We start from the raw sequence: 19,344 nt of genomic DNA on the forward strand, positions 1-19,344 counted from the left end.
GGCAATGGACGATCTGGATAACGCCCTCGACTCTGAAAGCGGCTACACCGGCGCGCGTCGGATCGTGATCTTCTCGCTGCTGATGTTTGTGGTGCTGGGCGTCTGGGCGTGGTTTGGCGTGCTGGATGAGGTGTCAACCGGATCGGGGAAAGTGATCCCCAGCTCGCGCGAGCAGGTCTTACAGTCTCTCGACGGCGGGATCCTCACCGAGCTGAACGTCCACGAGGGCGATCAGGTGCAAGCCGGGCAGGTGCTGGCGCGGCTTGATCCGACCCGTTCCGAGTCAAACGTCGGCGAAAGCGCGGCGCGCTACCGCGCCTCGCTGGCCTCCAGCGCCCGCCTGTACGCCGAGGTAAACGATCTGCCGCTGAAATTCCCGCCGTCGCTGGCGAAATGGCCGGATCTGATTGCCGACGAAACCCGGCTGTACAACTCGCGCCGCGCGCAGCTGGAGGATACCCAGCGGGAGCTTCGCGCCGCGTTAGATCTGGCTAACAAAGAGCTGGCCATTACCCAGCGGCTGGTGAAAACCGGGGCCGCCAGCCACGTGGAGGTGCTGCGCCTGCAGCGGCAGAAAAGCGATCTGGAGCTGAAGCTCACCGACGTGCGTTCGCAGTATTACGTCCAGGCGCGCGAGGCGCTCTCCAAGGCCAACGCGGAGGTGGATATGGTCTCGGCGATCCTGAAAGGCCGTCAGGATTCCGTCACCCGTCTGACGGTGAAATCGCCGGTGCGCGGGATCGTCAAAAACATCAAGGTCACCACCATCGGCGGGGTGATCCCGCCCAACGGCGAGCTGATGGAGATAGTGCCGGTGGACGATCACCTGCTGATCGAAACCCGCCTCTCGCCGCGTGATATCGCTTTTATCCACCCGAACCAGGAAGCGCTGGTCAAAATCACCGCCTACGACTACGCCATTTACGGCGGGCTGCACGGCGTGGTCGAGACCATTTCCCCGGACACCATTCAGGACGAGGCCAAGCCGGAGGTGTTTTACTACCGTGTGTTTATCCGCACCAGCCAGGATTACCTGGTCAATAAGGCGGGCAGGCATTTCTCGATTGTGCCGGGGATGATTGCCACGGTAGACATTAAGACCGGCGAGAAAACGGTGCTGGATTATCTGATTAAGCCGTTCAACCGGGCGAAAGAGGCGCTGAGGGAGCGGTAGTCAATCGCCGGGTGGCGGCTTCGCCTTACCCGGCCTACATTGTATAGCTGAGCGGGACGTGGGGAGGGCATCAGACCGCAACATCGCCCACTGCCCCGGTGTTTTACCGGTCCATGCTCTGAAAACCTCAATAAATGCGCTGACGCTGCTGTAGCCGCAGGACAGCGCAATCCACCCTACCGGCTTCCCCGCCGCCAGCCACTCCATTGCCTGCATGACGCGCGCCAGCTGCCGCCAGTTAACAAAGTTCATTCCGGTCTGGGCACTAAACCGACGGTTGAACGTACGTACGCTCATCCCAGCATGAATAGCATGACTCTCGACCGTCTGGTTATCATCGACAAACTGCAGCAAATGGCTGACCACGTTCTTCAGACGCGGATCCGTCGGCACGGGAAGAGAAAAGTGAGCCTGGGGCGTCAGGGCAAGCTCATCCAGCAGCAAAGTCAGCTTTCGCGGATCGTACTCACTCTCTGCACCACATAAACGGCTAAACAGAGCATGGGTCAGATCGTCGGGCTCGAACAGCGCGGGCGTATCGGGAAGCCCTGCACAGCTGGCGGGTTCAAGATAGATAGCGCAGCCTTCTATCTCACTTTCAGAAAAAGCGGCGTGCTGCTGACCTGGCGGGATCCAGCCGATGTGTTTTGCCGGTACGACCGAGCGCGCCTGCTGCGTCTCAATGACCAACAGACCCGTTGCAATGCGCCACAGCTGGCCGGTGCGATGACTATGCAACGGCGTTCGATACCCGCCGGGATGACGGAGCGTTTCAAAACTGACCATCTCATTTTGACCGAAAATCGTTATTCATCGACGCATTACAGAAACTACGTCTTCGGCTGTCAAGGATAATGGGGACTCAATCACATAAGGAGCCCGCATGAGCATTATCACGTCCCTGATAGCCGACACCGACAACGCCGCGCAGCGCGAAAAAATGGCGTGCCTGTTAACCCGCTTGTTCAACGGCGATATCGGTCCTGAAGAGGTATTTACGCCCGATTACCAGCAGTTTACGGACGGTCACGCCCTTGACTACCGGGGTTTTATTCAGCACCTGAGCCACGTCCGCTCGCAGATCCGCGCGATCGCCTTTAGCGTGGCGGAGATAGCCTGTCATGACGAACTTCTGGCTGACCGGCATATCGTGACGGTCACATATCCTGATGGTCGTCAGGCAGAGATCGAGGTTTACCTGTTTGCCGCGCTGCGTGAAGGGAAAATCTGGCGGATCCATGAAGTCACGCGAGCACTCAGCGGCGATGCTGCAGACCGCACGCTGGCACACGCGACAGAATAACGTCACTCCGCCGGGCGCGGTGCGGCACTGTTATACACTCCAATATAGCGCGCAAATTTCCCGATAAACACGCCGGCAAACACGCCGCCGGAGACGATCGCCAGCGCGCTCATGGCGGGCTGCTGCATCGTCTGGGGAGAGACAGCGCTCATCACGCCCAGCACATACTTGACCCCGAACGCCAGCATCATAAACGGCAGCGCGGTGTAGTCTGCCTGGCGGAAAAGGGTGCGCGGCGCCTCTGCGCGGGTGATAACCGCCTGCTTAATCAGGAAATACCCCAGCGCGGCCCCGGCGAGGATCCCCGCCGTCCACAATGCGACAGTCCCGGGGGTTAACGTGCGGTAGACCACCAGATCGTAGATATCCCAGAGAAGAAAGATAGCGGGAATGATGGCAAGCCTCTCCAGCGTAACGGTAGCGGGCCTGCGGGCTTTAATGCCGCGAGAGATGAGGAAGATAAACAGCACCCACACCCAGACGGGCGTGTGGGTAACGACACCGATCAGAAATTCAAACATGGAACTCACCATGAACGATAGCGGCCCGTGCCGCCCTGAACGCGTATTGCGCATAACGGCAGGAAAGCCATTATGCGCAGCTCTTTTAGAGCGATTTTTTCAGGCGTTGAACCGCCTCTTTCAGATCTTCATCCGTTGGCGTCACAAATGACATGCGCAGCGTCGTTGGGTCTGGCTCATTGCAGTAGAAAAACTCGCCAGGAACAAATACTACGCCGTTGCTTAACGTTTTTTCAAGCCAGCGGGTGGTGTTACTACCATTATTCATCTTCGCCCACAGGAACATGCCGCCCTTCGGCTTGTGGAACGACATCACGTCGCCCAGCTCGGTTTCCAGCTCGGTTGCGAACGTCTGGTATTTCTGGCGATAGGCTTCACGGATCATTTTAATCTGATCGGCCAGACGACCGGTTTTCAGGTATTCATACGTCATCAGCTGCGACAGCGTGCTGGTGTGCAGATCGGTGGTTTGCTTAAGGTTCACTACCGCGCGCTTCAGCCATTCCGGTACCAGCACCCAGCCTACGCGAGTCCCCGGCGCGAGAATTTTAGAGAAGGTTGAGGTATACACCACGTTCTCTTCATTGCCGATATCTTTGGCATGGGCGATTAACGGGCGGAAGACTTCATCGGTATAATTAATTTCGCTGTACGGATCGTCTTCAATAATCACGAAGTCATAGCGCTTTGATAATTCCACCAGCTGCTTACGGCGCGCTTCAGAAAGGGTTACCCCGCCAGGGTTGCCAAACGTCGGAACAATATAGACCGCTTTGATGGCTTTCTTTGCCGCCAGCGCTTCAAGCTCATCCACCTTCATGCCGTCGCCGTCGGTGCCAACGGATTCAAAATTCGCCTGCGCCAGGCCGAAGACCTGCAGCGCGGCGAGATAGGTTGGACGCTCAACCACAACGGTGTCACCCGGGTTGATTAACGCACGCGCCAGCACGTCAAGAGATTGCTGCGAGCCGGAAGTAATAACGACATCATCGGCCTTACAGGCGATACCGCGCCCCTCGCAGATGCGTTTAATTTCCTCGCGCAGTCCCGGTACGCCTTCCGTCAGGCCGTACTGGAACGCCTCGCTAAAATGCTGAGATAAGACGGCATCGGCAGCAATTTTAAGCCCTTCGTGATCGAACAGATCGGGATTAGGAATCCCCCCGCCCAGCGATATCACCCCTGCCATTTTGCTATGTTTTAATAATTCACGGATGGCAGATGATTGCAGGCCTTGCGCGCTGCTGGCGAGTTTGTTTGCAGACATTCTTTGATTACCTTCTTTTTTTATATTGTGCCCAATCTTAGCAGAATATGGGCGATAAATTCCGTAAGCTTAGGCAGTTGACGTAAATCCTGACGCCACAATAAATGCACCGACCTTGGCGCGGGCGTGAACGGCTCAAGCACGCGCACCAGCCTGCCGCTTGCCAGCTCTTCCGCCACCAGCACTTCCGGTTGCAGCAACAGCCCCGCCCCGGCCCGCGCCGCCATGCGTAAGCCGTAGCCGTCGTTACACCGTAATACGGCATCGCGCTTCCAGCGCACCTCCCCTTCCACGCCCGGCAGCCGCCACTCGTTGCGTGCCGTCCACACCGTGTGCGAAAGACAGAGATGATTCACCAGATCGTCTGGCGTTTGCGGCGTGCCGTGTCGCGCTAAATAGTCCGGTGCGGCGCAGATCACCATGTTGTAGGGGCACAGGTATTTCGCCACCAGATCGTCGTTGCGAACGTCACCAATGCGAATGGCCAGATCGACGCCCTCCTCCACCAGATCGACCATCCGATTGGTGAGATCCAGCTCGATGCGTACCTCCGGGTAGCGCTGCAAAAAGGTGGCCGTCAGCGGGGCAATCACGCAGCCGCCAAACGACGTGGGTGCCGTGACGCGCAACGTTCCGGCAGGTGCAGCACGGAGCCGCTCGACTGCATTCTCAGCAATGGAGACCTGCTCCAGCACCCGCTTCGCCTCGTCGAAATAGACGCGTCCGGCATCCGTCAGGCTCTGACGGCGCGTGTTACGCTCCAGCAGGCGGGTACCAAGCTGTGATTCCAGCAGCGCAACGTACTTGCCCACCATCACCGCCGACATCTCCAGCCGTGCCGCCGCACCGGTAAAGCTGCCGCTTTCCACCACCGCAATAAACGTCTCCATGCTGCGAAGCTTATCCATATTCCAAACCCCTGGTTAGCAATCTTCTAACTTTAGCCCAGTTTATCTGCATTTTTATTTATTAAAGAATAAAGGCTCACAACAGAAGGAGGCAGCTATGAAAATCGTCATTATTGGTGCCAGCGGTACGGTCGGTCGTGCGGTAACGGAAGAGCTGAGTCGTCGCCACGAGGTCATCCGCGTCGGTCGCACGCAGGGCGACGAGCAGGTGGATATCACCTCGCAGGCGAGCGTTCAGGCGCTGTTCGAGAAAATCGGCCAGGTGGATGCGATTGTGTCCGCCAGCGGTGGCCTCTATTTCGGCCCACTCTCGACCATGAAAGACAGCGACTTTAACCAGGGGCTGCAGGATAAGTTGCTGGGGCAGGTGCGCCTGGCGCTGACCGGCCAGCACTACCTGAATGAAGGCGGCTCGATTACGTTGATAAGTGGGATCGTGGCGCACGAGCCGATTGCGCAGGGCGTGAACGCCACCACGGTGAATGCCGCGCTGGAAGGGTTTGTTCGCGCGGCAGCCTGCGAACTGCCGCGCGGGATCCGCATCAACCTGATTAGCCCGACGGTGCTCACCGAATCGGTCGACACGTACGATGGCTTCTTCCCGGGCTTCGAAAGCGTGCCTGCCGCCACGGTGGCGCAAGCCTATCGTCGCAGCGTGGAAGGCGTGCAGACCGGGCGCGTATACAAGGTCGGCTACTGATCCTTACGGGCGGCGATCAGCACCAACATCGGGCGCTCCGCCTCTTCGGCCAGCGCGGGCCAGGCGTCAATCTGCGCCTGCGTTGGCCCCCACTCGTTGACGTTGCTTATCGTTAATCCGGCCCTGATGAGCGCGTTAAGCGTGGTGCCCAGCGTGCGGTGGTATTTGATCACCCCGTCCGCCAGCCAGTTGCTGACGCGCTGGCCTTCGTCCTGATAATGGTTCACGCCCCAGAACCGCTCGCCGTTATCGTCGGTCAGCCAGCCCTGACGGGAGGCGCAGGTGTAAATGGGGTGCTCCATCGAAAAGACCAGGCAGCCGCCGGGCTTAAGCGCGCGCTGAACCTTCGCAAACAGGGTATCCAGCTCCGACAGGTAGTGCAGCGCCAGCGAGCTGTAGACCAGATCGAGGCTGTTCTCGTTGAGCTTAAGTGATTCCAGATCGCTACGCTGATAGTGAATCCGTGCATCGTCAGTCAGTTCAGCCGCGCGGGCGAGCATCTTTTCTGAGATATCGACCCCCGTGACGTCAGCAGCGCCCAGCTCGCGCGCGGCACGGCAGAACCAGCCGTAGCCGCAGCCGAGATCGACAACCGATTTACCGGTTAAATCCGGTAGCATGCTTTTTAGTGCAGGCCACTCCGGCGCGCCGTCCAGACCCTGCACCGAACGCGGAAGCTGGGCGTAGCCTTCAAAAAACGCCGGGTTGTCGTAGATGTTTTGTGCCATGGCAGATCCCTCTTTAAGAATGTGACTCCCAGTATAAAGCATTGCCTGCGGCCTGATGCCCTCACCCCAACCCTCTCCCACAGGGAGAGGGAGAAATGCACATCAACCCACTACGCCCCAGACCAGATTTCCCTTATGGAACGTTGCGGTACGCGGGGAAATACGCGCCACGGCTTCGGCGGAACAGGAGGCGTCCACCAGCACAAAGCTGGCGTCATCCTGCGCTTTCGGCCACACGCGCTCCCCTTTGTCGTTCAGCGGCAGCACGTCGCCGGTCGCAATTCCCAGCGCGCGGGAGAGCGTCTGCTCGTTCGGGCGGATGTAGAGCTGGGCGTAAAGATTGGCTTTTTCCAGCATGTCCCCCAGACCGTACGGCGACCAGTGGTCGATCACGCTGTCGGTGCCGGTCATCACAAACACGCCCTTGTCCCGCAGCTGCTTCAGCGGCATATGCAGGGTGCCAATCGGCACGGTGGAGGCGATGGTTACCTGCTGCGCCGCCATGCGGGTGGCAATCTCATCCACCTGCTGCTCGTTGAGCGTCGCCAGCGCGAAGGCATGGCTGATGGTCAGCTTGCCCTTCAGCTCCGGCGTTTTCTCCACGGTTTCGACCATGTAGTTCACCGCCGCCACGCCCGCCGGGCTGGTTTCGTGCAGGTGAATATCCACCCCTTTGTCGTAGTCCAGCGCAATCTGGAACATGGTATCGAGAGATTTCTCCATCGCGCCGTCAACGTTGGTTGGGTCCAGTCCGCCCACGTAGTGCGCCCCGGCCTGCATCGCTTCGCGCATCAGCTTTTCGGACTTCGACAGCAGCAGCCCGTGCTGCGGGAAGGCGACGATTTCGCAGTCAAAACCCGCTTTGCGGCGCGCCAGGACCGCCTGCAGGTTTTCCAGGTTTTTCAGGCCGGAAACCGGCTCAATGTTGCAGTGGCTGCGGGCGAAGGTGGAGCCTTTCGACTGGATCAGATCGATCAGCTTTTCCGCCCGCTCCTGGGTGTAGGGCTGCAGCTCGGGCAGCAGCTTCTGCTCAAGGCGGATCATGTCCTGAATCGTGGTGCCCGCTGGGCGGTTCAGGGATCGCCACGGGCCACCGTAGAAGGTTTTATCCAGATGGATGTGCATGTCGCGCATCGCCGGGAGCATCAGCTTGCCGCCTGCGTCATAGTGCGGCAGCGTGGCGTCGGCACGGCTTTTGTTGTCGCGCAGGGCGACGATCTTCCCGTCCTTGATTTCCAGCGTTTTCAGCTCGGTACGGGTGCTCGTCGCCACGCCGCCGTCGACGTTAAACCCGTCTTCGAGCAGCACGTTGTCCAGATAGTAATGTTTCGCGGTGATATTCATAGGCTTACCGGTCTCGCAGAGTGGCTTTGCGGAGTCAGCAGCATACGCGACGGAGCCGGTCGCGCCAAACAGCGCGCAGGCGGTGACCATTTTGCCGCTCTGGCTGATAAACTCGCGGCGGCTTTTGTTTTCACTCATCTTATCTTCCTTCATTCACAATATGGGTGCCGGTTTCTCCACGCAGCGCCGCGGGCAGGCAGTCCGGCGAGGTGATAATCACGCGTTTGCCGCCGTGGTGTAAGAATTCCAGCGAAGCGACGATTTTGGGCAGCATGCTTCCTGCCGGGAAGTGGCCTTCCTCCATATAACGCCTCATCTGCGCCACGTTAACGGTGTCCAGCGCCTGCTGGTTTGGCTTGCCGAAGTTCACGCACACCTTTTCCACGCCGGTGGTAATCACCAACACGTCGGCGCCAATCTCCCGCGCCAGCAGCGCGGTGGAGAGATCTTTATCAATCACCGCGTCGACGCTCTGGTAATCGCCCTGTTCGCTGCGCACCACGGGAATACCGCCGCCGCCCGCGCCGATCACCACGTATCCTTTTTGAGTGAGCGTCTTAATGGCATCCGCCTCGACAATCCGCAGCGGCTGCGGTGAAGCCACCACGCGGCGATAGCCACGGCCGGAGTCCTCAACAAAACGCCAGTCCGGGTGCGCGCGCTGCAGCTCGTCGCGCTGCGCCTCGCTGAAGAACGCACCGATAGGTTTCGTCGGGCGCGTAAAACCGGGATCGTTTTTATCCACCTCCACCTGCGTGACGACCGTAACTGCTTTTTGCTCCCCGCGCGCGGCCAGGCGGTTGTTCAGCGCCTGCTGGATCAGGTAGCCGATGCCGCCCTGGGTGTCCGCCACGCAGTTTGCCAGCGGGGTCAGCGGCAGTCCTTCCCGCTCGTGGGCGATTTCGGCACGGCGCAGATCCAGCCCCACCTGAGGGCCGTTGCCGTGGGTGAGCACGATGTCATAGTCGGAGGCCAGCATTTCCAGCACCGACTCTGCCACCGCTTTCACCGCCTGCGCCTGATGTTCAACCGACTGGCTGGCGTTGTCTTTGATAATGCTGTTACCGCCAATGGCGACAACCATAAGCTCTTTCATTTTGTTTCCTTTAGAAGGTGCGTTCTGGTGCCCTCACCCCGGCCCTCTCCCACAGGGAGAGGGGGATTAACAGAGATATCCAACATATGCTTCACCACAAACATGCCGCCCATCATCAGATACGCGGTGACGAACATCAGCGAACTGCCTTCGGCAAAGCCCACGACCGGGGCGTGGATCACCCCAAACAGCGCCAGCAGCGCCCCACCTGCAGCCGCAACGGCGCCGCGCAGCGGTTTGTTGATGATGGCGAAAATGGCGATACAGCCCCACAGCATGCTGGCGAGCGGTGCCCCGTTCCCCAGATGGACTAATCCCTCGTAGTAGATCCCTTTGCTGTGCAGCACGTCGGTACCGATTTTGGCGGCATTCGTGCCCGCCGCCCCCATCACGCTGTTCATCATGGTTAGCGCCCAGTTGGCGATCCACGGGAACAGGCAGATGAAGATGACGGGTACCTCCACTTTGGGCGTTTCCCTCACCACCTGGTTGGCGGTGACCACGCCGATAAACACCAGAATCGGCACGATGGCGGTCATCGGAATGATGGCGAGCATAAACGCCCCCAGCCCGAACAGCGGCACGATGAACATGGTTACGCCGGAGGCCAGCGTGTAGCCGATGCTCGCGCCCATCGCTTTCCAGCCGGGATGGCCGACGTAGACCGTCACCGGGAACGGGTTCCCCATCAGGCAACCGAGCATGGAGGCCAGACCGTTCGCCAGCATGACTTTACGCGTCGGGTATTCATCCCCCGCCGCATGGGCGCTTTCGATGTTTTCCAGGTCAAAGATGTAGTTCGCCAGCCCCAGCGGCACGGCAGAGGCAAGATACGGCAGCGCGTGCGGCAGGCCCTGCAGGAAGCCCTCCACGTGCACCTGCGGCGGGTTAAAGCCGAAGGATGACATGGAGGCTTTGATCGCCTCCGGGCTCTGCAGGCCGGAGATCCACGCCAGGGCCGTGCCGGCAATCAGCAGCAGAAGACCGGTTGGGATGCGGGCAAAGATCGGCTTTTTACCGAACCAGTTGATGAAAATCAGCAGCAGCACGATAAACGACACGGTCGGCGCCTCGAACGCCTGCAGCATCGGGTTCATCGCCAGCAGCAGCAGACCCAAACCGGACAGGCACGACAGCAGGACGGTGCGCGGAATCATCTTGCGGATGGTTTCCCCTAAAAACGAGCCGCCCGCGAGGATCATCGCCTCAACAAAGCACCACACCAGGCCAATCTGGATGGCGAACTCCGCATCACCGGTCTGCTGATAGACCGGCATCAGCACCAGGAAGGTCACGGTAAAAATTGACGGCGCGCTGGGGCCGGACGGCAGCGCGGTGACGTCCGTTCGTCCGGTGGCGCGTGCCATCTGCATGCCGAACCAGGCATAGCAAATACTCGCGGTCAGCACCGCCAGCCCGAAGGCCGGCGCGATGCGTCCATAAACAATCTCCTTCGGGATGCCGACGACAAAAATGAGCAGCCCCATCATGGTCAGCAAATTGGTCAGGTTGTTGGTCATCAACCCGAAATACGCCGCCCAGTCACCTCTTTTCCACTCCAGCTTCATGTTTTTCATGGATGCTTGCCTTATAAAAAGTAGCGATCGCGGAAGGTCAACAGCGCCTTTTCAAAACAGCTAAACGGCGGGTGAACGATGCCCGCCCCAATCATGCCGATGCCCGCGTCTTTGTGGGCAATGGCGGTGTTAATCACCGGCAGAATGCCGTTGCCCGCGACTCTGGTGATGTCGATGGCGGTCGGGATGCCCATAAACGAGAGCAGCGGAATGGTGACGTTCGGGTTTTCGCCGAGGGTGATTTCGCGCATCTGGCGGGAGAAGTCGATAGCTTCCTCCACCGTGCCGCCCACCAGCGCAACGATTGCCGGGGCCGTCGCCATCGCAAAGCCGCCGATGCCGTAGGTTTCGGTGATGGCGCTGTCGCCGATATCCAGCCCGGAGTCTTCCGGCTTATAGCCCGCGAACATCGGGCCGATCACCTGCTGCGCCGGGCCGGTGAACCACTGCCCCGGCAGGCCGGAAATGCGCAGGCCAAACTCGTAGCCGTTGCGCGCCATGGTGGTGACCACGGTGCTGTACTCAATGCCGTGGGCGGCGTCCAGCGCGGCTTTACACATCGCCATCCACGTCGGGCCGGAGAAGTAGTCGCTGCTGGCGACAAACTCAAATACCTCGCGCTGCTGCGCCACCGGATAGCCCGCCTGAATCAGCCCCGGCGTCAGCGCCTGGATCAGCAGCGTGGTGCCCGCGTTGTTGCGGTTGTGGCACTCGTCGCCCATGTGCAGCGCCTGGGCCAGCATCAGCCGCAGGTCAATTTCGCCGATAATCTTCATCGCGTCGCGCAGCATCGGGCCGAGCACGTCGCGCATCCAGTTCAGGCGGTCGATGACGCTCTGGTCGTTGGCCCCCATGCGCAGGATCTTCGCCATCTGCTCGCTGAGGTTAGTGAAGGCGCGGTTGCCGTAGGTTTTGTTCTCAACGATGTGCATAAACATCGACGCGGAGGTGACGCCCGCCATCGAGCCCACGCAGTCGTGCTCGTGGCACGGCGAGAACGTAATATCCCCGGAGGCGGCAAGCCGTGCCGCGTCGTCCAGATCTTTCGCCAGCCCTTCAAACACCAGCGCCCCGGTGACCGCGCCCTTCATCGCGCCGCACATGTTTTCCCAGGAGACAGGCGGACCGGCGTGCAGAATGGTGGTGCGGGTCATCCCCGGCACAACGTTAATCGCCTGGTCATAGCCCACCAGCACCGGATGGGACTGAATAATGCGCTCAAGCGCAAGCTTGTTGGCGGCGGCGATCTTCTCCGCCAGCGGTTTTTCCGCCAGCTGGTCGAGCGCCTCAACGACCTGCATATTACCCTGCCCCGGCGGCGTCCAGTCGAGCTGGGTGACGGGTACGTGCTGTTTTTTAAGATCATCGCTGAACATCGCGATGCCAACGTTGATGACGTTCAGCGGCTGGTTGAATAAGGTGGTCATTATGCGTTCTCCCCTTTGCAGACAAATTCGCGTGCCAGTAATCCGGTATTGGTACTGCTGCTGGCCCAGATGACGCCTGCGTCGGTCAGCAGCTGGCACTGCTGCGCCAGCGACTGCGGATCCTGGTCGGTGCCGAGCACGTAGCCGAGGATTTCCAGCGGACGGTTATCGGCCTTTGCAATTGCCTGCGCCTCTTTAATGGCGTCGAGCATCACGCCGACCGGCTCCTCGTGCGCGCCAAAGCCCAGCACAAAGTCCATCACGATAACGCCCACCTCCGGGTCGCGGGCCTCCTGCAGCAGGCGGCTGATGCGGTTGGTCGGGTCGATCATTGGGTGCGGCTTGCCGTTGGTGAAATCGTCGTCGCCAAAGTCGAGGAAGGTATGGGCTTGACTGACGCTGATGTCGCTCAGGCGCTTAGACGGATCCGGCTGGATGTTGCTGTAGACGTCGTCGAATTTCGCAAGCGCCGCGAACATTGCCTCGTCGCACAGGGTGCCGCCGCAGAACAGGCCGCGAATGTACTTCTGCTGCGGAGTCAGGCGGGCGCGCACCTCTTCAATCAAAGGCCAGTTGAGCGGGTGCAGGTCCAGGGACTCTTTTTTGATGCCGGTGAGCAGGACCGCCTTCAGGGCTGCCTCTTTGGTGCCGCGCGCAAACTGCAGGCCGTCCTCATCGGCGGGCGGTTCATTGCGCCCGAGGAAGCAAACAACCACCGGCTTGCGGCAGGCTCTGGCGCGGGCCAGCACCTTTTCTGCCACGGCAGGCGCCGCTGGTTTGGAGATCAGCGCAATCACCTCTGTGCCCTCGTCGGCTTCCAGCATGTCGATGGCGTCGAGCATCATCAGACCGCCAATTTTCTCGCTGAGATCGCGCCCGCCGGTGCCAATCAGCTGCGATACGCCGCCGCCGAATTCGTGAATGCGCACGCTCAACTCCTGGCTGCCGGTGCCGGATGCGCCGACGATGCCAATCGAGCCGCGGCGCACCGCGTTAGCAAAGCACAGCCCCGCGCCGTTGATGATGGCGGTGCCGCAGTCCGGCCCCATCATCAGCAGCCCTTTCTGGTGCGCCAGCTGCTTCAGCGCCAGCTCGTCGTCGAGCGACACGTTATCGGAGAAGAGCATTACGTTGAGATCGTTTTCCAGCGCCTGACGCGCCTCGCGGGCGGCGAAGGTGCCGTTGACGGAAATCACCGCAAGGTTGCTGTCCGGGCGATGGGTTTTGGCACTGGCAATCGTCGCGTAGCGAGCTTCATGGGAACCTGCGCTCTCTTTACGCGTGAACAACGCTTCAATAGCGGCCAGCGTTTCATCATTCGCCGCGTCGCCTTTAATCACGATCATCAGGTCGCCGTTTTTGGCTTCCGCTAATTCCGGCGTTAATAACCCGAGGTTTTTTAATACGCCTTTATTCATCTCCGTCGCCATGGCCACAAACGCCTGGTCGACGCCCGGCAATTTATTGGCTTTGGTGGAAACGGACATTAATGACACCGAATCAAAATACGTATTCTTTTTTATAACGATTTTGGTTGGCATTGTTTTCTCCTGAATACGGATAAAAGGGGGCCGCCGTCGTGCAAAATGCACGTCGGTAAAAATATTTTTGAATTAACGGCCAGCCGGAAATGGCTGGCCGAATGCGCTATGCGCCCGCCGCCAGCAGCAGGTCGGCAATCTCAGTGAAGCCTTTCTCCCGCGCCAGCTCGAGCGGGGTTTTGCCATATTTGTCGGTCATGTGCGGGTTCGCGCCGTGATCCAGCAGCAGCTTCACGATCGCCTGCTGCTTTGCGCCGCCGTCGTTTAGGACGATGGCTTCCAGCAGCGGCGTCCAGCCAACAAAGTTGGTGTGGTTGACGTTGATATCGGTTTTTTCCAGCAGCTCGCGTACGATCTCCACGTGCCCTTTTTCACTGGCTGGCGTAATGCCCACGCCGCCAAAGCGCGTCAGGCGGTCGAGATCCGGGTTCGCGGGCAATACCAGCCGCAGGAGAGTTAAATCATTCGTCAGGCAGCTAATGAGGAAAGGGTTAAAGCAGGTCTGGTCCTGTTTATCAATATCCGCTCCGGCGGCAATTAATAACTCTACGCAGGCATAATGTTTTTTCAGGCTGGCAATAATAACGGCGGTTCTTTTCTGGCGGTTGCTGGCGTTAATATCCACGCCTTTCTCCAGACAGGCTTTTAGCGCATCGCTATTGCCCTCCTCTGCCGCCAGCAGAAATTCAGTAACGAGTTCAGTTGCAGACATATTCAGACTCCTGATGTTTTTATTTCTGTTGACCTGAGAATAGCAACAGCCTGGTCATAAAAGAATCCGCTTAAAAATGATTCATCGACAGTCAATTCATTGTTGAGTTAAATTCAACAAACCGGTCAAAACGTGCGTCTGTGCAACCTTTTTCTTATGTTTATCCGCTTTTTAGCGCTCGAGACTGCATTATGCTTATGCCTGATGAAGCCTTACGCACCAAGGCTTTCAGCAAAGAGTCAGAACTGTGATCGGCTTCAAATGCGTTGTAACAACGCTGTTAAAATATGTTCAAAACTGATGGCTGAAGGGAGTGAGATATGAATTCCATCTTTACCGAAGAGAACCTGCTGGCCTTTACTACCGCCGCACGCTTCGGCAGCTTCAGCAAAGCCGCCGCCGAGCTGTGCGTCACCACGTCCGCCATCAGCTACACCATTAAGCGCATGGAGACCGGGCTGGACGTGGTGCTGTTTGTGCGTAACACGCGCAGCATTGAGCTGACCGAGTCCGGCTTTTACTTTTACCGTAAGGCCACCGACCTGCTTAACGACTTTCACGCCATCAAGCGCGGGATTGATACCATCTCACAGGGCATCGAGGCGCGGGTGCGCATCTGTATTAACCAGCTGTTGTATACGCCGCGCCATACCGCGCGGCTTCTGCAGGTGCTGAAAAAGCAGTTTCCCACCTGTCAGATCACCGTAACCACGGAGGTCTATAACGGGGTGTGGGACTCCATCATCAACAACCAGGCCAATATCGCCATCGGCGCACCGGACACGCTGCTCGACGGCGGCGGGATTGACTACACCGAGATCGGCGCCATCCGCTGGGTCTTTGCCATCGCGCCGGAACACCCGCTGGCCTTCGTCCCGGAACCGATAGCGGAGAGCCAGCTGCGCCTGTACCCCAACATCATGGTGGAAGATACTGCGCATACCATTAACAAGAAGGTAGGCTGGCTGCTGCACGGACAGGAAGCCATTCTGGTGCCGGACTTTAATACCAAATGCCAGTGTCAGATCCTGGGCGAAGGGATAGGTTTTTTACCGGAGTATATGGCGCGGGAAGCGGTGGAAGACGGGCTGCTGGTGACGCGGCGTATCAATAACCCGCGTCAGGACTCGCGCATGCTGCTCGCCACGCAGCATGCCGCGACCGGCCAGGTCACGCGCTGGATCAAACAGCAGTTTGGCCCCCAGGGCGTGCTGACCGGGATCTACAGCGACTTACTCTGGCGCGCTTAGTTCTTACTCTGAACCCAAAAGGCATGGATAAGACCCGGGATGTAACCCAGCAGCGTCAGAATAATGTTGATAATAAACGCCCAGCCGAAACCTTTGCCCAACAGCACGCCCAGCGGCGGCAACAGGATGGTAAAAACAATACGCCAAAAACCCATATCAAAACTCCGTGCAAGCTAATCCATTGAAAATAATAAAGAGAACTATCTCTAAGCATAGCCAGTTTACCTGTCTGCGCCAGTTCTCTCCCCTGCGTTTACCCTCTTTTACGCTTTTGACGCTGGCGTAATGCGTACAATTACTTTAGCATTACCTTAATTAAGTAAATGCTAAACTATAATGACCGAACTCGAACAGCTTCAGGCCAGCGCAGAGCAGGCCGCAAACCTTTTAAAAGCGATGAGCAACCCGCGTCGGCTGCTGATCCTCTGCACCCTGTGCGGCGCCCCCGGCACCAGCGCGGGGGAACTGGCCCGCGCGACGGGGCTAAGTCCTTCCGCCACGTCGCAGCATCTGGCGCGCATGCGTGAGGAAGGTCTTATCGACAGCACCCGCGACGCGCAGCGCATTCTCTATTTCATTAAAAACGATGCGGTGCATCAGCTCATCAGCACCCTGAAAATCCTTTATTGCCCGTAAGGAGCCGCCATGTCACTTCCCCTTATTTCACCGCGCGAGGCCAGCGCCCGCATCGCTGAAGGCGCAAAACTGATTGATATTCGTGATGCCGACGAGTACGCCCGCGAGCATATTCCTGCCGCGCAGTCCGTGCCGCTGGATACCTTACCCGGCGGTCTTAACGCTCAGGCGAGGGATACGGTGATTTTTCACTGCCAGTCTGGTGCCCGCACCTCAGGCAATGCCGACCGCCTTGCGCAGGCCGCCGCGCCCGCTCAGGCATTTGTGGTCGAAGGGGGCATTCAGGGCTGGAAGCAGGCCGGGCTGCCGACCGTCGAAGACAAATCCCAGCCGCTGCCGCTGATGCGTCAGGTGCAAATTGCTGCCGGGCTGCTCATTCTCTGCGGCGTGGTGCTGGGCTATAGCGTCTCCGGCGCTTTTTTCCTGCTCAGCGGTTTTGTCGGAGCCGGGCTGCTGTTCGCCGGTGTGACGGGCTTTTGCGGTATGGCGCGACTGCTCAGGGTAATGCCCTGGAACCGGCGTACCTCATAAGCAGTAATCGGTGAAATACACTGTACCCGGCGTCATGCGTGGGCTAAGGTGAAGATCGCTAAAACGATGAGGAGGTAATATGTTTTCTGTCGGTGATTATGTGCAACCGCGTAAAGGCGGCCCGAAACTCAAAGTGCTCGAAGTGAACGGTGACAGCATTGTGGCGGTTCAGGCCAGCAATGAGCAAGGCGAGAAATATACTCTGAAAGCTGCCGATGTGGCGCCGTATACCGAAGAAGGCGATTTCGGCGTCTGCTGAACAGCCAGCCGGGCGGCGTGTACCGCCCGGCTCACCTGTCAGATCAGAAAATCATCCAGCGATTTACCGTTTGCCAGCGCGTTGGCAATAGGCTTCGGCGTGCGGCCCTGGCCGGTCCACGTTTTCTCTTCACCGTTCTGGTCAATAAAACGATATTTTGCTTCACGCGGCTTGCGCTTTTTCGCTGGATTACCCGTCAGCGCCCTTTCAGAGCCCAGAAGGTCAGTCGGTGAAATACCATCGGCTTTCATCAGTTCCAGCAGGGCATTAATTTTTTCCTGCTGTTCAGCACGCTGCTGCTCTAATTCCGCCAGCTCACTCCGTTTCTCTTCAGTAACGACCCTGACCTTTTCCAGCGTTTCCTCAAGAACGTCCAGGGATAATTCACGCGCCATGGCGCGCAGAGTTCGGATATTATTAAGATTCTGTAACGTCAAAGACATATTATTTGAAAACCTTCTCTTTAGGGTAAATAGATAAATCGTCGACAGAATAATTCATTTCCGCTGAAATATCTACCCGTGGGGGCGCCCTGCCTGTAGGGTAAATATGTTTAAATATCACTGCGAATATTATCTTATAACGCCTGCGGGATATGCATGGATTCAATCATCGCATCAATATAAATGGTCAACTTTAATCAAAATTTCAGCATTCTACGCCTCGCACAAGAGGAACGATTCTCCCCCTGGCGCCATAAACACCAACCATCTGATTTACCTGAAAAAACAGCCAATCGAGACAGATTATAACGAACCGGATAAAAAACAATCACTTTTAGAGAATTTTGTGGACAAAAGGCGATTAAATAAAAATTAATCACTAGTTGTTAGTTCAAACGCAGAGATATACGCTATACACGTCAAGCAAACCAACCTAAAGAACTAATCGCTTCAGGAAAATCGTTTCTTTTGTGTTCTTCTCAAGGAGTTCAGACATGTTCTCACCGCAATCACGCCTTCGCCATGCCGTGGCGGATACTTTCGCGATGGTTGTCTACTGTTCCGTTGTGAACATGCTGATCGAAATATTCCTCTCCGGAATGTCCTTCGAGCAGTCACTTTCTTCTCGTCTGGTGGCGATCCCGGTCAATATAATTATTGCATGGCCTTACGGCTTATACCGCGATGCCGTCATGCGTTTTGCGCGTCGTATCAGCCCCGCAGGCTGGGTGAAAAACCTGGCGGACGTTCTGGCCTATGTGACGTTCCAGTCGCCGGTTTACGTGGCCATTCTGCTGACAGTGGGTGCAGACTGGCACCAGATCGCTGCGGCGGTCAGTTCGAATATTGTGATTTCAATGCTGATGGGTGCGGTTTACGGCTATTTCCTCGACTACTGCCGCCGCCTGTTTAAAGTCAGCCAGTACAGTCAGGCAAAAGCGTGATGTGAAGCGACTGGCGCACGCCAGTCGCGAATTTACTGTACGTCGCCAAACAGTCCCTTCAAAAACCGCTCCAGCGCCATGCGTGAGCTGAAGCCATGCGGAATACCATAATGCTCATGCCGTTCACCGCCCAAATAGAGCGGAAATTGCTGATAGTGATCGCAGGTTTTAATATCCGAGGCAGGCTCAGCAAATGACAGACTTCTGTCTTTCAGCGTCGGGTGAATAATGAGAGCGGTACGTCCCATTCTTGCTTCACGATTAACGTAAACATAATTATCGCCACGGCGATATCCATACGCTTTTGGTGTCACCTCATCCATGGTGAATCCCTCTTTTTCAAGAACGCGCGCCACCTCATCAGGTCGTAAATACATATCTTTTCCTCGTTATCTTTTCCTGCCCGGCAACCTTACAGTATTCAGCATTAGCAGGGCTTTCAGAATAATCCATAAACTGCCGGATAACGCGTGATGCGCTTCAGATATTAAATTTCTGAACTAAACTGAACGGGAACACAAAATTACGGAGGATCGTATGTTTAACAGACCGAACCGAAACGATATTAATGACGACGCTCAGGATATTCGTAATGATGTCAGCCAATTAGCGGACACGCTCGAAGAGGTGCTGAAGTCCTGGGGAAGTGACGCGAAGGACGAAGCGGATGCCGCAAAACGTAAGGCTCAGTCTCTGCTCCGTGAAACCCGCGCACGCTTAAACGGCCGCACGCGTACGACACAGGCTGCCTGCGATGCGGTCAGCTGCGCAACGACCTTCGTGCGCGAGAAACCGCTCTGTACGCTCGGCACGGTAGCGGCCGTCGGTATCTTTGTGGGCGCTCTGCTTAGCCTGCGTAAATAACCCGCTCACGCACCGTTATCTGCCCCGGTGGTCAGTGGCTGCCGGGGCTTTTCTTTGCCTTCTCGCCTGTAAAACCCGTATAGCCTGCCCTGCCCCGCTGTGCTCATCATCGGGACAAC

General features: G+C 57.7%; 23 protein-coding genes. 9 read left to right on the forward strand and 14 right to left on the reverse strand.

What is annotated here, in order from left to right; translation table 11 throughout:
* Window positions 1-4 precede the first annotated feature (4 nt).
* Entirely contained in the window at window positions 5-1,174 is a 1,170-nt protein-coding gene (locus BM007_RS09145) for a beta-barrel domain-containing protein (protein ID WP_086374946.1), read from the forward strand.
* On the opposite strand, the gene BM007_RS09150 is transcribed toward BM007_RS09145, so the two are convergent.
* Complete coding sequence (locus BM007_RS09150) at window positions 1,175-1,960, reverse strand: AraC family transcriptional regulator (RefSeq protein WP_090418305.1); 786 nt, start codon at window positions 1,958-1,960, stop codon at window positions 1,175-1,177.
* 97 nt (window positions 1,961-2,057) lie between these two features.
* Between BM007_RS09150 and BM007_RS09155 the strand changes: the two genes are divergently transcribed.
* Complete coding sequence (locus BM007_RS09155) at window positions 2,058-2,477, forward strand: nuclear transport factor 2 family protein (RefSeq protein ID WP_090418308.1); 420 nt, start codon at window positions 2,058-2,060, stop codon at window positions 2,475-2,477.
* A gap of 2 nt (window positions 2,478-2,479) precedes the next feature.
* On the opposite strand, the gene BM007_RS09160 is transcribed toward BM007_RS09155, so the two are convergent.
* The 3 genes from BM007_RS09160 to BM007_RS09170 all read right to left on the reverse strand — a co-directional run bounded on the left by BM007_RS09160 (window position 2,480) and on the right by BM007_RS09170 (window position 5,173).
* Window positions 2,480-2,998: a DUF6622 family protein gene (locus BM007_RS09160; protein WP_048992716.1), complete on the reverse strand. Its 519-nt coding sequence runs from the start codon at window positions 2,996-2,998 to the stop codon at window positions 2,480-2,482.
* 85 nt (window positions 2,999-3,083) lie between these two features.
* Complete coding sequence (locus BM007_RS09165) at window positions 3,084-4,265, reverse strand: aminotransferase-like domain-containing protein (RefSeq protein ID WP_090418310.1); 1,182 nt, start codon at window positions 4,263-4,265, stop codon at window positions 3,084-3,086.
* Between the two features lie 20 nt (window positions 4,266-4,285).
* Window positions 4,286-5,173 (reverse strand): LysR family transcriptional regulator, encoded by an 888-nt coding sequence (locus BM007_RS09170; RefSeq protein WP_090418313.1) that lies wholly within the window; start codon window positions 5,171-5,173, stop codon window positions 4,286-4,288.
* A 97-nt stretch (window positions 5,174-5,270) separates the two neighbouring features.
* On the opposite strand from BM007_RS09170, the gene BM007_RS09175 reads away from it, so the two are divergent.
* Complete coding sequence (locus BM007_RS09175) at window positions 5,271-5,873, forward strand: short chain dehydrogenase (RefSeq protein WP_061714584.1); 603 nt, start codon at window positions 5,271-5,273, stop codon at window positions 5,871-5,873.
* Here the strand turns inward: BM007_RS09175 and BM007_RS09180 are convergent.
* The 7 genes from BM007_RS09180 to BM007_RS09210 form a co-directional block, all read right to left on the reverse strand.
* Entirely contained in the window at window positions 5,867-6,601 is a 735-nt protein-coding gene (locus tag BM007_RS09180) for a class I SAM-dependent methyltransferase (protein WP_090418316.1), read from the reverse strand. The genes BM007_RS09175 and BM007_RS09180 overlap by 7 nt on opposite strands.
* Window positions 6,602-6,703: 102 nt before the next feature.
* Window positions 6,704-8,083 (reverse strand): amidohydrolase family protein, encoded by a 1,380-nt coding sequence (locus tag BM007_RS09185; protein ID WP_090418319.1) that lies wholly within the window; start codon window positions 8,081-8,083, stop codon window positions 6,704-6,706.
* Between the two features lies 1 nt (window position 8,084).
* The gene (locus tag BM007_RS09190; protein ID WP_090418321.1) at window positions 8,085-9,041 is read right to left on the reverse strand and encodes a carbamate kinase family protein; all 957 of its coding nucleotides are present in this window, start codon (window positions 9,039-9,041) and stop codon (window positions 8,085-8,087) included.
* Complete coding sequence (locus tag BM007_RS09195) at window positions 9,038-10,618, reverse strand: xanthine permease (protein ID WP_090418324.1); 1,581 nt, start codon at window positions 10,616-10,618, stop codon at window positions 9,038-9,040. Before BM007_RS09195 ends, BM007_RS09190 begins: the two co-directional genes overlap by 4 nt.
* Window positions 10,619-10,629: 11 nt before the next feature.
* Entirely contained in the window at window positions 10,630-12,045 is a 1,416-nt protein-coding gene (locus tag BM007_RS09200; protein ID WP_175557796.1) for a YlbE family protein, read from the reverse strand.
* Window positions 12,045-13,586: an acyl-CoA synthetase FdrA gene (gene fdrA / locus BM007_RS09205; RefSeq protein WP_090418328.1), complete on the reverse strand. Its 1,542-nt coding sequence runs from the start codon at window positions 13,584-13,586 to the stop codon at window positions 12,045-12,047. The genes BM007_RS09200 and fdrA overlap by 1 nt, the downstream gene beginning before the upstream one ends.
* A gap of 106 nt (window positions 13,587-13,692) precedes the next feature.
* Entirely contained in the window at window positions 13,693-14,298 is a 606-nt protein-coding gene (locus BM007_RS09210; RefSeq protein ID WP_090418331.1) for an ankyrin repeat domain-containing protein, read from the reverse strand.
* A 320-nt stretch (window positions 14,299-14,618) separates the two neighbouring features.
* Between BM007_RS09210 and BM007_RS09215 the strand changes: the two genes are divergently transcribed.
* Window positions 14,619-15,548, forward strand: coding sequence for a LysR substrate-binding domain-containing protein (locus BM007_RS09215; protein WP_090418334.1), 930 nt, complete (start codon window positions 14,619-14,621; stop codon window positions 15,546-15,548).
* Here BM007_RS09215 and BM007_RS09220 read toward each other — a convergent pair.
* Window positions 15,545-15,703 (reverse strand): YqaE/Pmp3 family membrane protein, encoded by a 159-nt coding sequence (locus tag BM007_RS09220; RefSeq protein ID WP_032645235.1) that lies wholly within the window; start codon window positions 15,701-15,703, stop codon window positions 15,545-15,547. The genes BM007_RS09215 and BM007_RS09220 overlap by 4 nt on opposite strands.
* Before the next feature lie 181 nt (window positions 15,704-15,884).
* Between BM007_RS09220 and BM007_RS09225 the strand changes: the two genes are divergently transcribed.
* From BM007_RS09225 to BM007_RS09235, 3 genes are all read left to right on the forward strand, one after another.
* On the forward strand, window positions 15,885-16,184 hold the full coding sequence (locus BM007_RS09225) for an ArsR/SmtB family transcription factor (RefSeq protein ID WP_090418337.1): 300 nt from the start codon (window positions 15,885-15,887) through the stop codon (window positions 16,182-16,184).
* A gap of 9 nt (window positions 16,185-16,193) precedes the next feature.
* Window positions 16,194-16,715 (forward strand): rhodanese family protein, encoded by a 522-nt coding sequence (locus tag BM007_RS09230; protein ID WP_090418340.1) that lies wholly within the window; start codon window positions 16,194-16,196, stop codon window positions 16,713-16,715.
* 79 nt (window positions 16,716-16,794) lie between these two features.
* Window positions 16,795-16,974, forward strand: a complete 180-nt coding sequence (locus BM007_RS09235; RefSeq protein ID WP_023308920.1) for a YodC family protein — start codon at window positions 16,795-16,797, stop codon at window positions 16,972-16,974.
* 38 nt (window positions 16,975-17,012) lie between these two features.
* On the opposite strand, the gene stpA is transcribed toward BM007_RS09235, so the two are convergent.
* Entirely contained in the window at window positions 17,013-17,417 is a 405-nt protein-coding gene (gene stpA / locus BM007_RS09240; RefSeq protein WP_024907680.1) for a DNA-binding protein StpA, read from the reverse strand.
* Window positions 17,418-17,911: 494 nt separating this feature from the next.
* On the opposite strand from stpA, the gene alaE reads away from it, so the two are divergent.
* Complete coding sequence (gene alaE / locus BM007_RS09245; protein ID WP_008502567.1) at window positions 17,912-18,361, forward strand: L-alanine exporter AlaE; 450 nt, start codon at window positions 17,912-17,914, stop codon at window positions 18,359-18,361.
* A 32-nt stretch (window positions 18,362-18,393) separates the two neighbouring features.
* Here alaE and BM007_RS09250 read toward each other — a convergent pair whose 3' ends face one another.
* Window positions 18,394-18,738 (reverse strand): DUF2002 family protein, encoded by a 345-nt coding sequence (locus BM007_RS09250; RefSeq protein WP_024907681.1) that lies wholly within the window; start codon window positions 18,736-18,738, stop codon window positions 18,394-18,396.
* Between the two features lie 160 nt (window positions 18,739-18,898).
* Between BM007_RS09250 and BM007_RS09255 the strand changes: the two genes are divergently transcribed.
* Window positions 18,899-19,225 carry an ElaB/YgaM/YqjD family protein gene (locus BM007_RS09255; protein WP_008502569.1) on the forward strand — a complete coding sequence of 109 codons (327 nt, stop codon included), beginning with the start codon at window positions 18,899-18,901 and terminating at the stop codon, window positions 19,223-19,225.
* The last annotated feature ends 119 nt before the right edge of the window (window positions 19,226-19,344 follow it).

The organism is Enterobacter sp. NFIX59 (assembly GCF_900113755.1).
Lineage (GTDB): Bacteria > Pseudomonadota > Gammaproteobacteria > Enterobacterales > Enterobacteriaceae > Enterobacter > Enterobacter pseudoroggenkampii.

Coding starts and splice junctions, on each gene's coding strand:
- BM007_RS09185 (WP_090418319.1), bottom strand. CDS start 8,083: ATGAGTGAAAACAAAAGCCGCCGCGAGTTTATCAGCCAGAGCGGCAAA.
- BM007_RS09195 (WP_090418324.1), bottom strand. CDS start 10,618: ATGAAAAACATGAAGCTGGAGTGGAAAAGAGGTGACTGGGCGGCGTAT.
- BM007_RS09200 (WP_175557796.1), bottom strand. CDS start 12,045: ATGACCACCTTATTCAACCAGCCGCTGAACGTCATCAACGTTGGCATC.
- BM007_RS09165 (WP_090418310.1), bottom strand. CDS start 4,265: ATGTCTGCAAACAAACTCGCCAGCAGCGCGCAAGGCCTGCAATCATCT.
- BM007_RS09175 (WP_061714584.1), top strand. CDS start 5,271: ATGAAAATCGTCATTATTGGTGCCAGCGGTACGGTCGGTCGTGCGGTA.
- fdrA (WP_090418328.1), bottom strand. CDS start 13,586: ATGCCAACCAAAATCGTTATAAAAAAGAATACGTATTTTGATTCGGTG.
- BM007_RS09160 (WP_048992716.1), bottom strand. CDS start 2,998: ATGTTTGAATTTCTGATCGGTGTCGTTACCCACACGCCCGTCTGGGTG.
- BM007_RS09255 (WP_008502569.1), top strand. CDS start 18,899: ATGTTTAACAGACCGAACCGAAACGATATTAATGACGACGCTCAGGAT.
- BM007_RS09250 (WP_024907681.1), bottom strand. CDS start 18,738: ATGTATTTACGACCTGATGAGGTGGCGCGCGTTCTTGAAAAAGAGGGA.
- BM007_RS09235 (WP_023308920.1), top strand. CDS start 16,795: ATGTTTTCTGTCGGTGATTATGTGCAACCGCGTAAAGGCGGCCCGAAA.
- BM007_RS09230 (WP_090418340.1), top strand. CDS start 16,194: ATGTCACTTCCCCTTATTTCACCGCGCGAGGCCAGCGCCCGCATCGCT.
- BM007_RS09190 (WP_090418321.1), bottom strand. CDS start 9,041: ATGAAAGAGCTTATGGTTGTCGCCATTGGCGGTAACAGCATTATCAAA.
- BM007_RS09210 (WP_090418331.1), bottom strand. CDS start 14,298: ATGTCTGCAACTGAACTCGTTACTGAATTTCTGCTGGCGGCAGAGGAG.
- alaE (WP_008502567.1), top strand. CDS start 17,912: ATGTTCTCACCGCAATCACGCCTTCGCCATGCCGTGGCGGATACTTTC.
- BM007_RS09145 (WP_086374946.1), top strand. CDS start 5: ATGGACGATCTGGATAACGCCCTCGACTCTGAAAGCGGCTACACCGGC.
- BM007_RS09170 (WP_090418313.1), bottom strand. CDS start 5,173: ATGGATAAGCTTCGCAGCATGGAGACGTTTATTGCGGTGGTGGAAAGC.
- BM007_RS09155 (WP_090418308.1), top strand. CDS start 2,058: ATGAGCATTATCACGTCCCTGATAGCCGACACCGACAACGCCGCGCAG.
- BM007_RS09225 (WP_090418337.1), top strand. CDS start 15,885: ATGACCGAACTCGAACAGCTTCAGGCCAGCGCAGAGCAGGCCGCAAAC.
- BM007_RS09220 (WP_032645235.1), bottom strand. CDS start 15,703: ATGGGTTTTTGGCGTATTGTTTTTACCATCCTGTTGCCGCCGCTGGGC.
- stpA (WP_024907680.1), bottom strand. CDS start 17,417: ATGTCTTTGACGTTACAGAATCTTAATAATATCCGAACTCTGCGCGCC.
- BM007_RS09180 (WP_090418316.1), bottom strand. CDS start 6,601: ATGGCACAAAACATCTACGACAACCCGGCGTTTTTTGAAGGCTACGCC.
- BM007_RS09215 (WP_090418334.1), top strand. CDS start 14,619: ATGAATTCCATCTTTACCGAAGAGAACCTGCTGGCCTTTACTACCGCC.
- BM007_RS09150 (WP_090418305.1), bottom strand. CDS start 1,960: ATGGTCAGTTTTGAAACGCTCCGTCATCCCGGCGGGTATCGAACGCCG.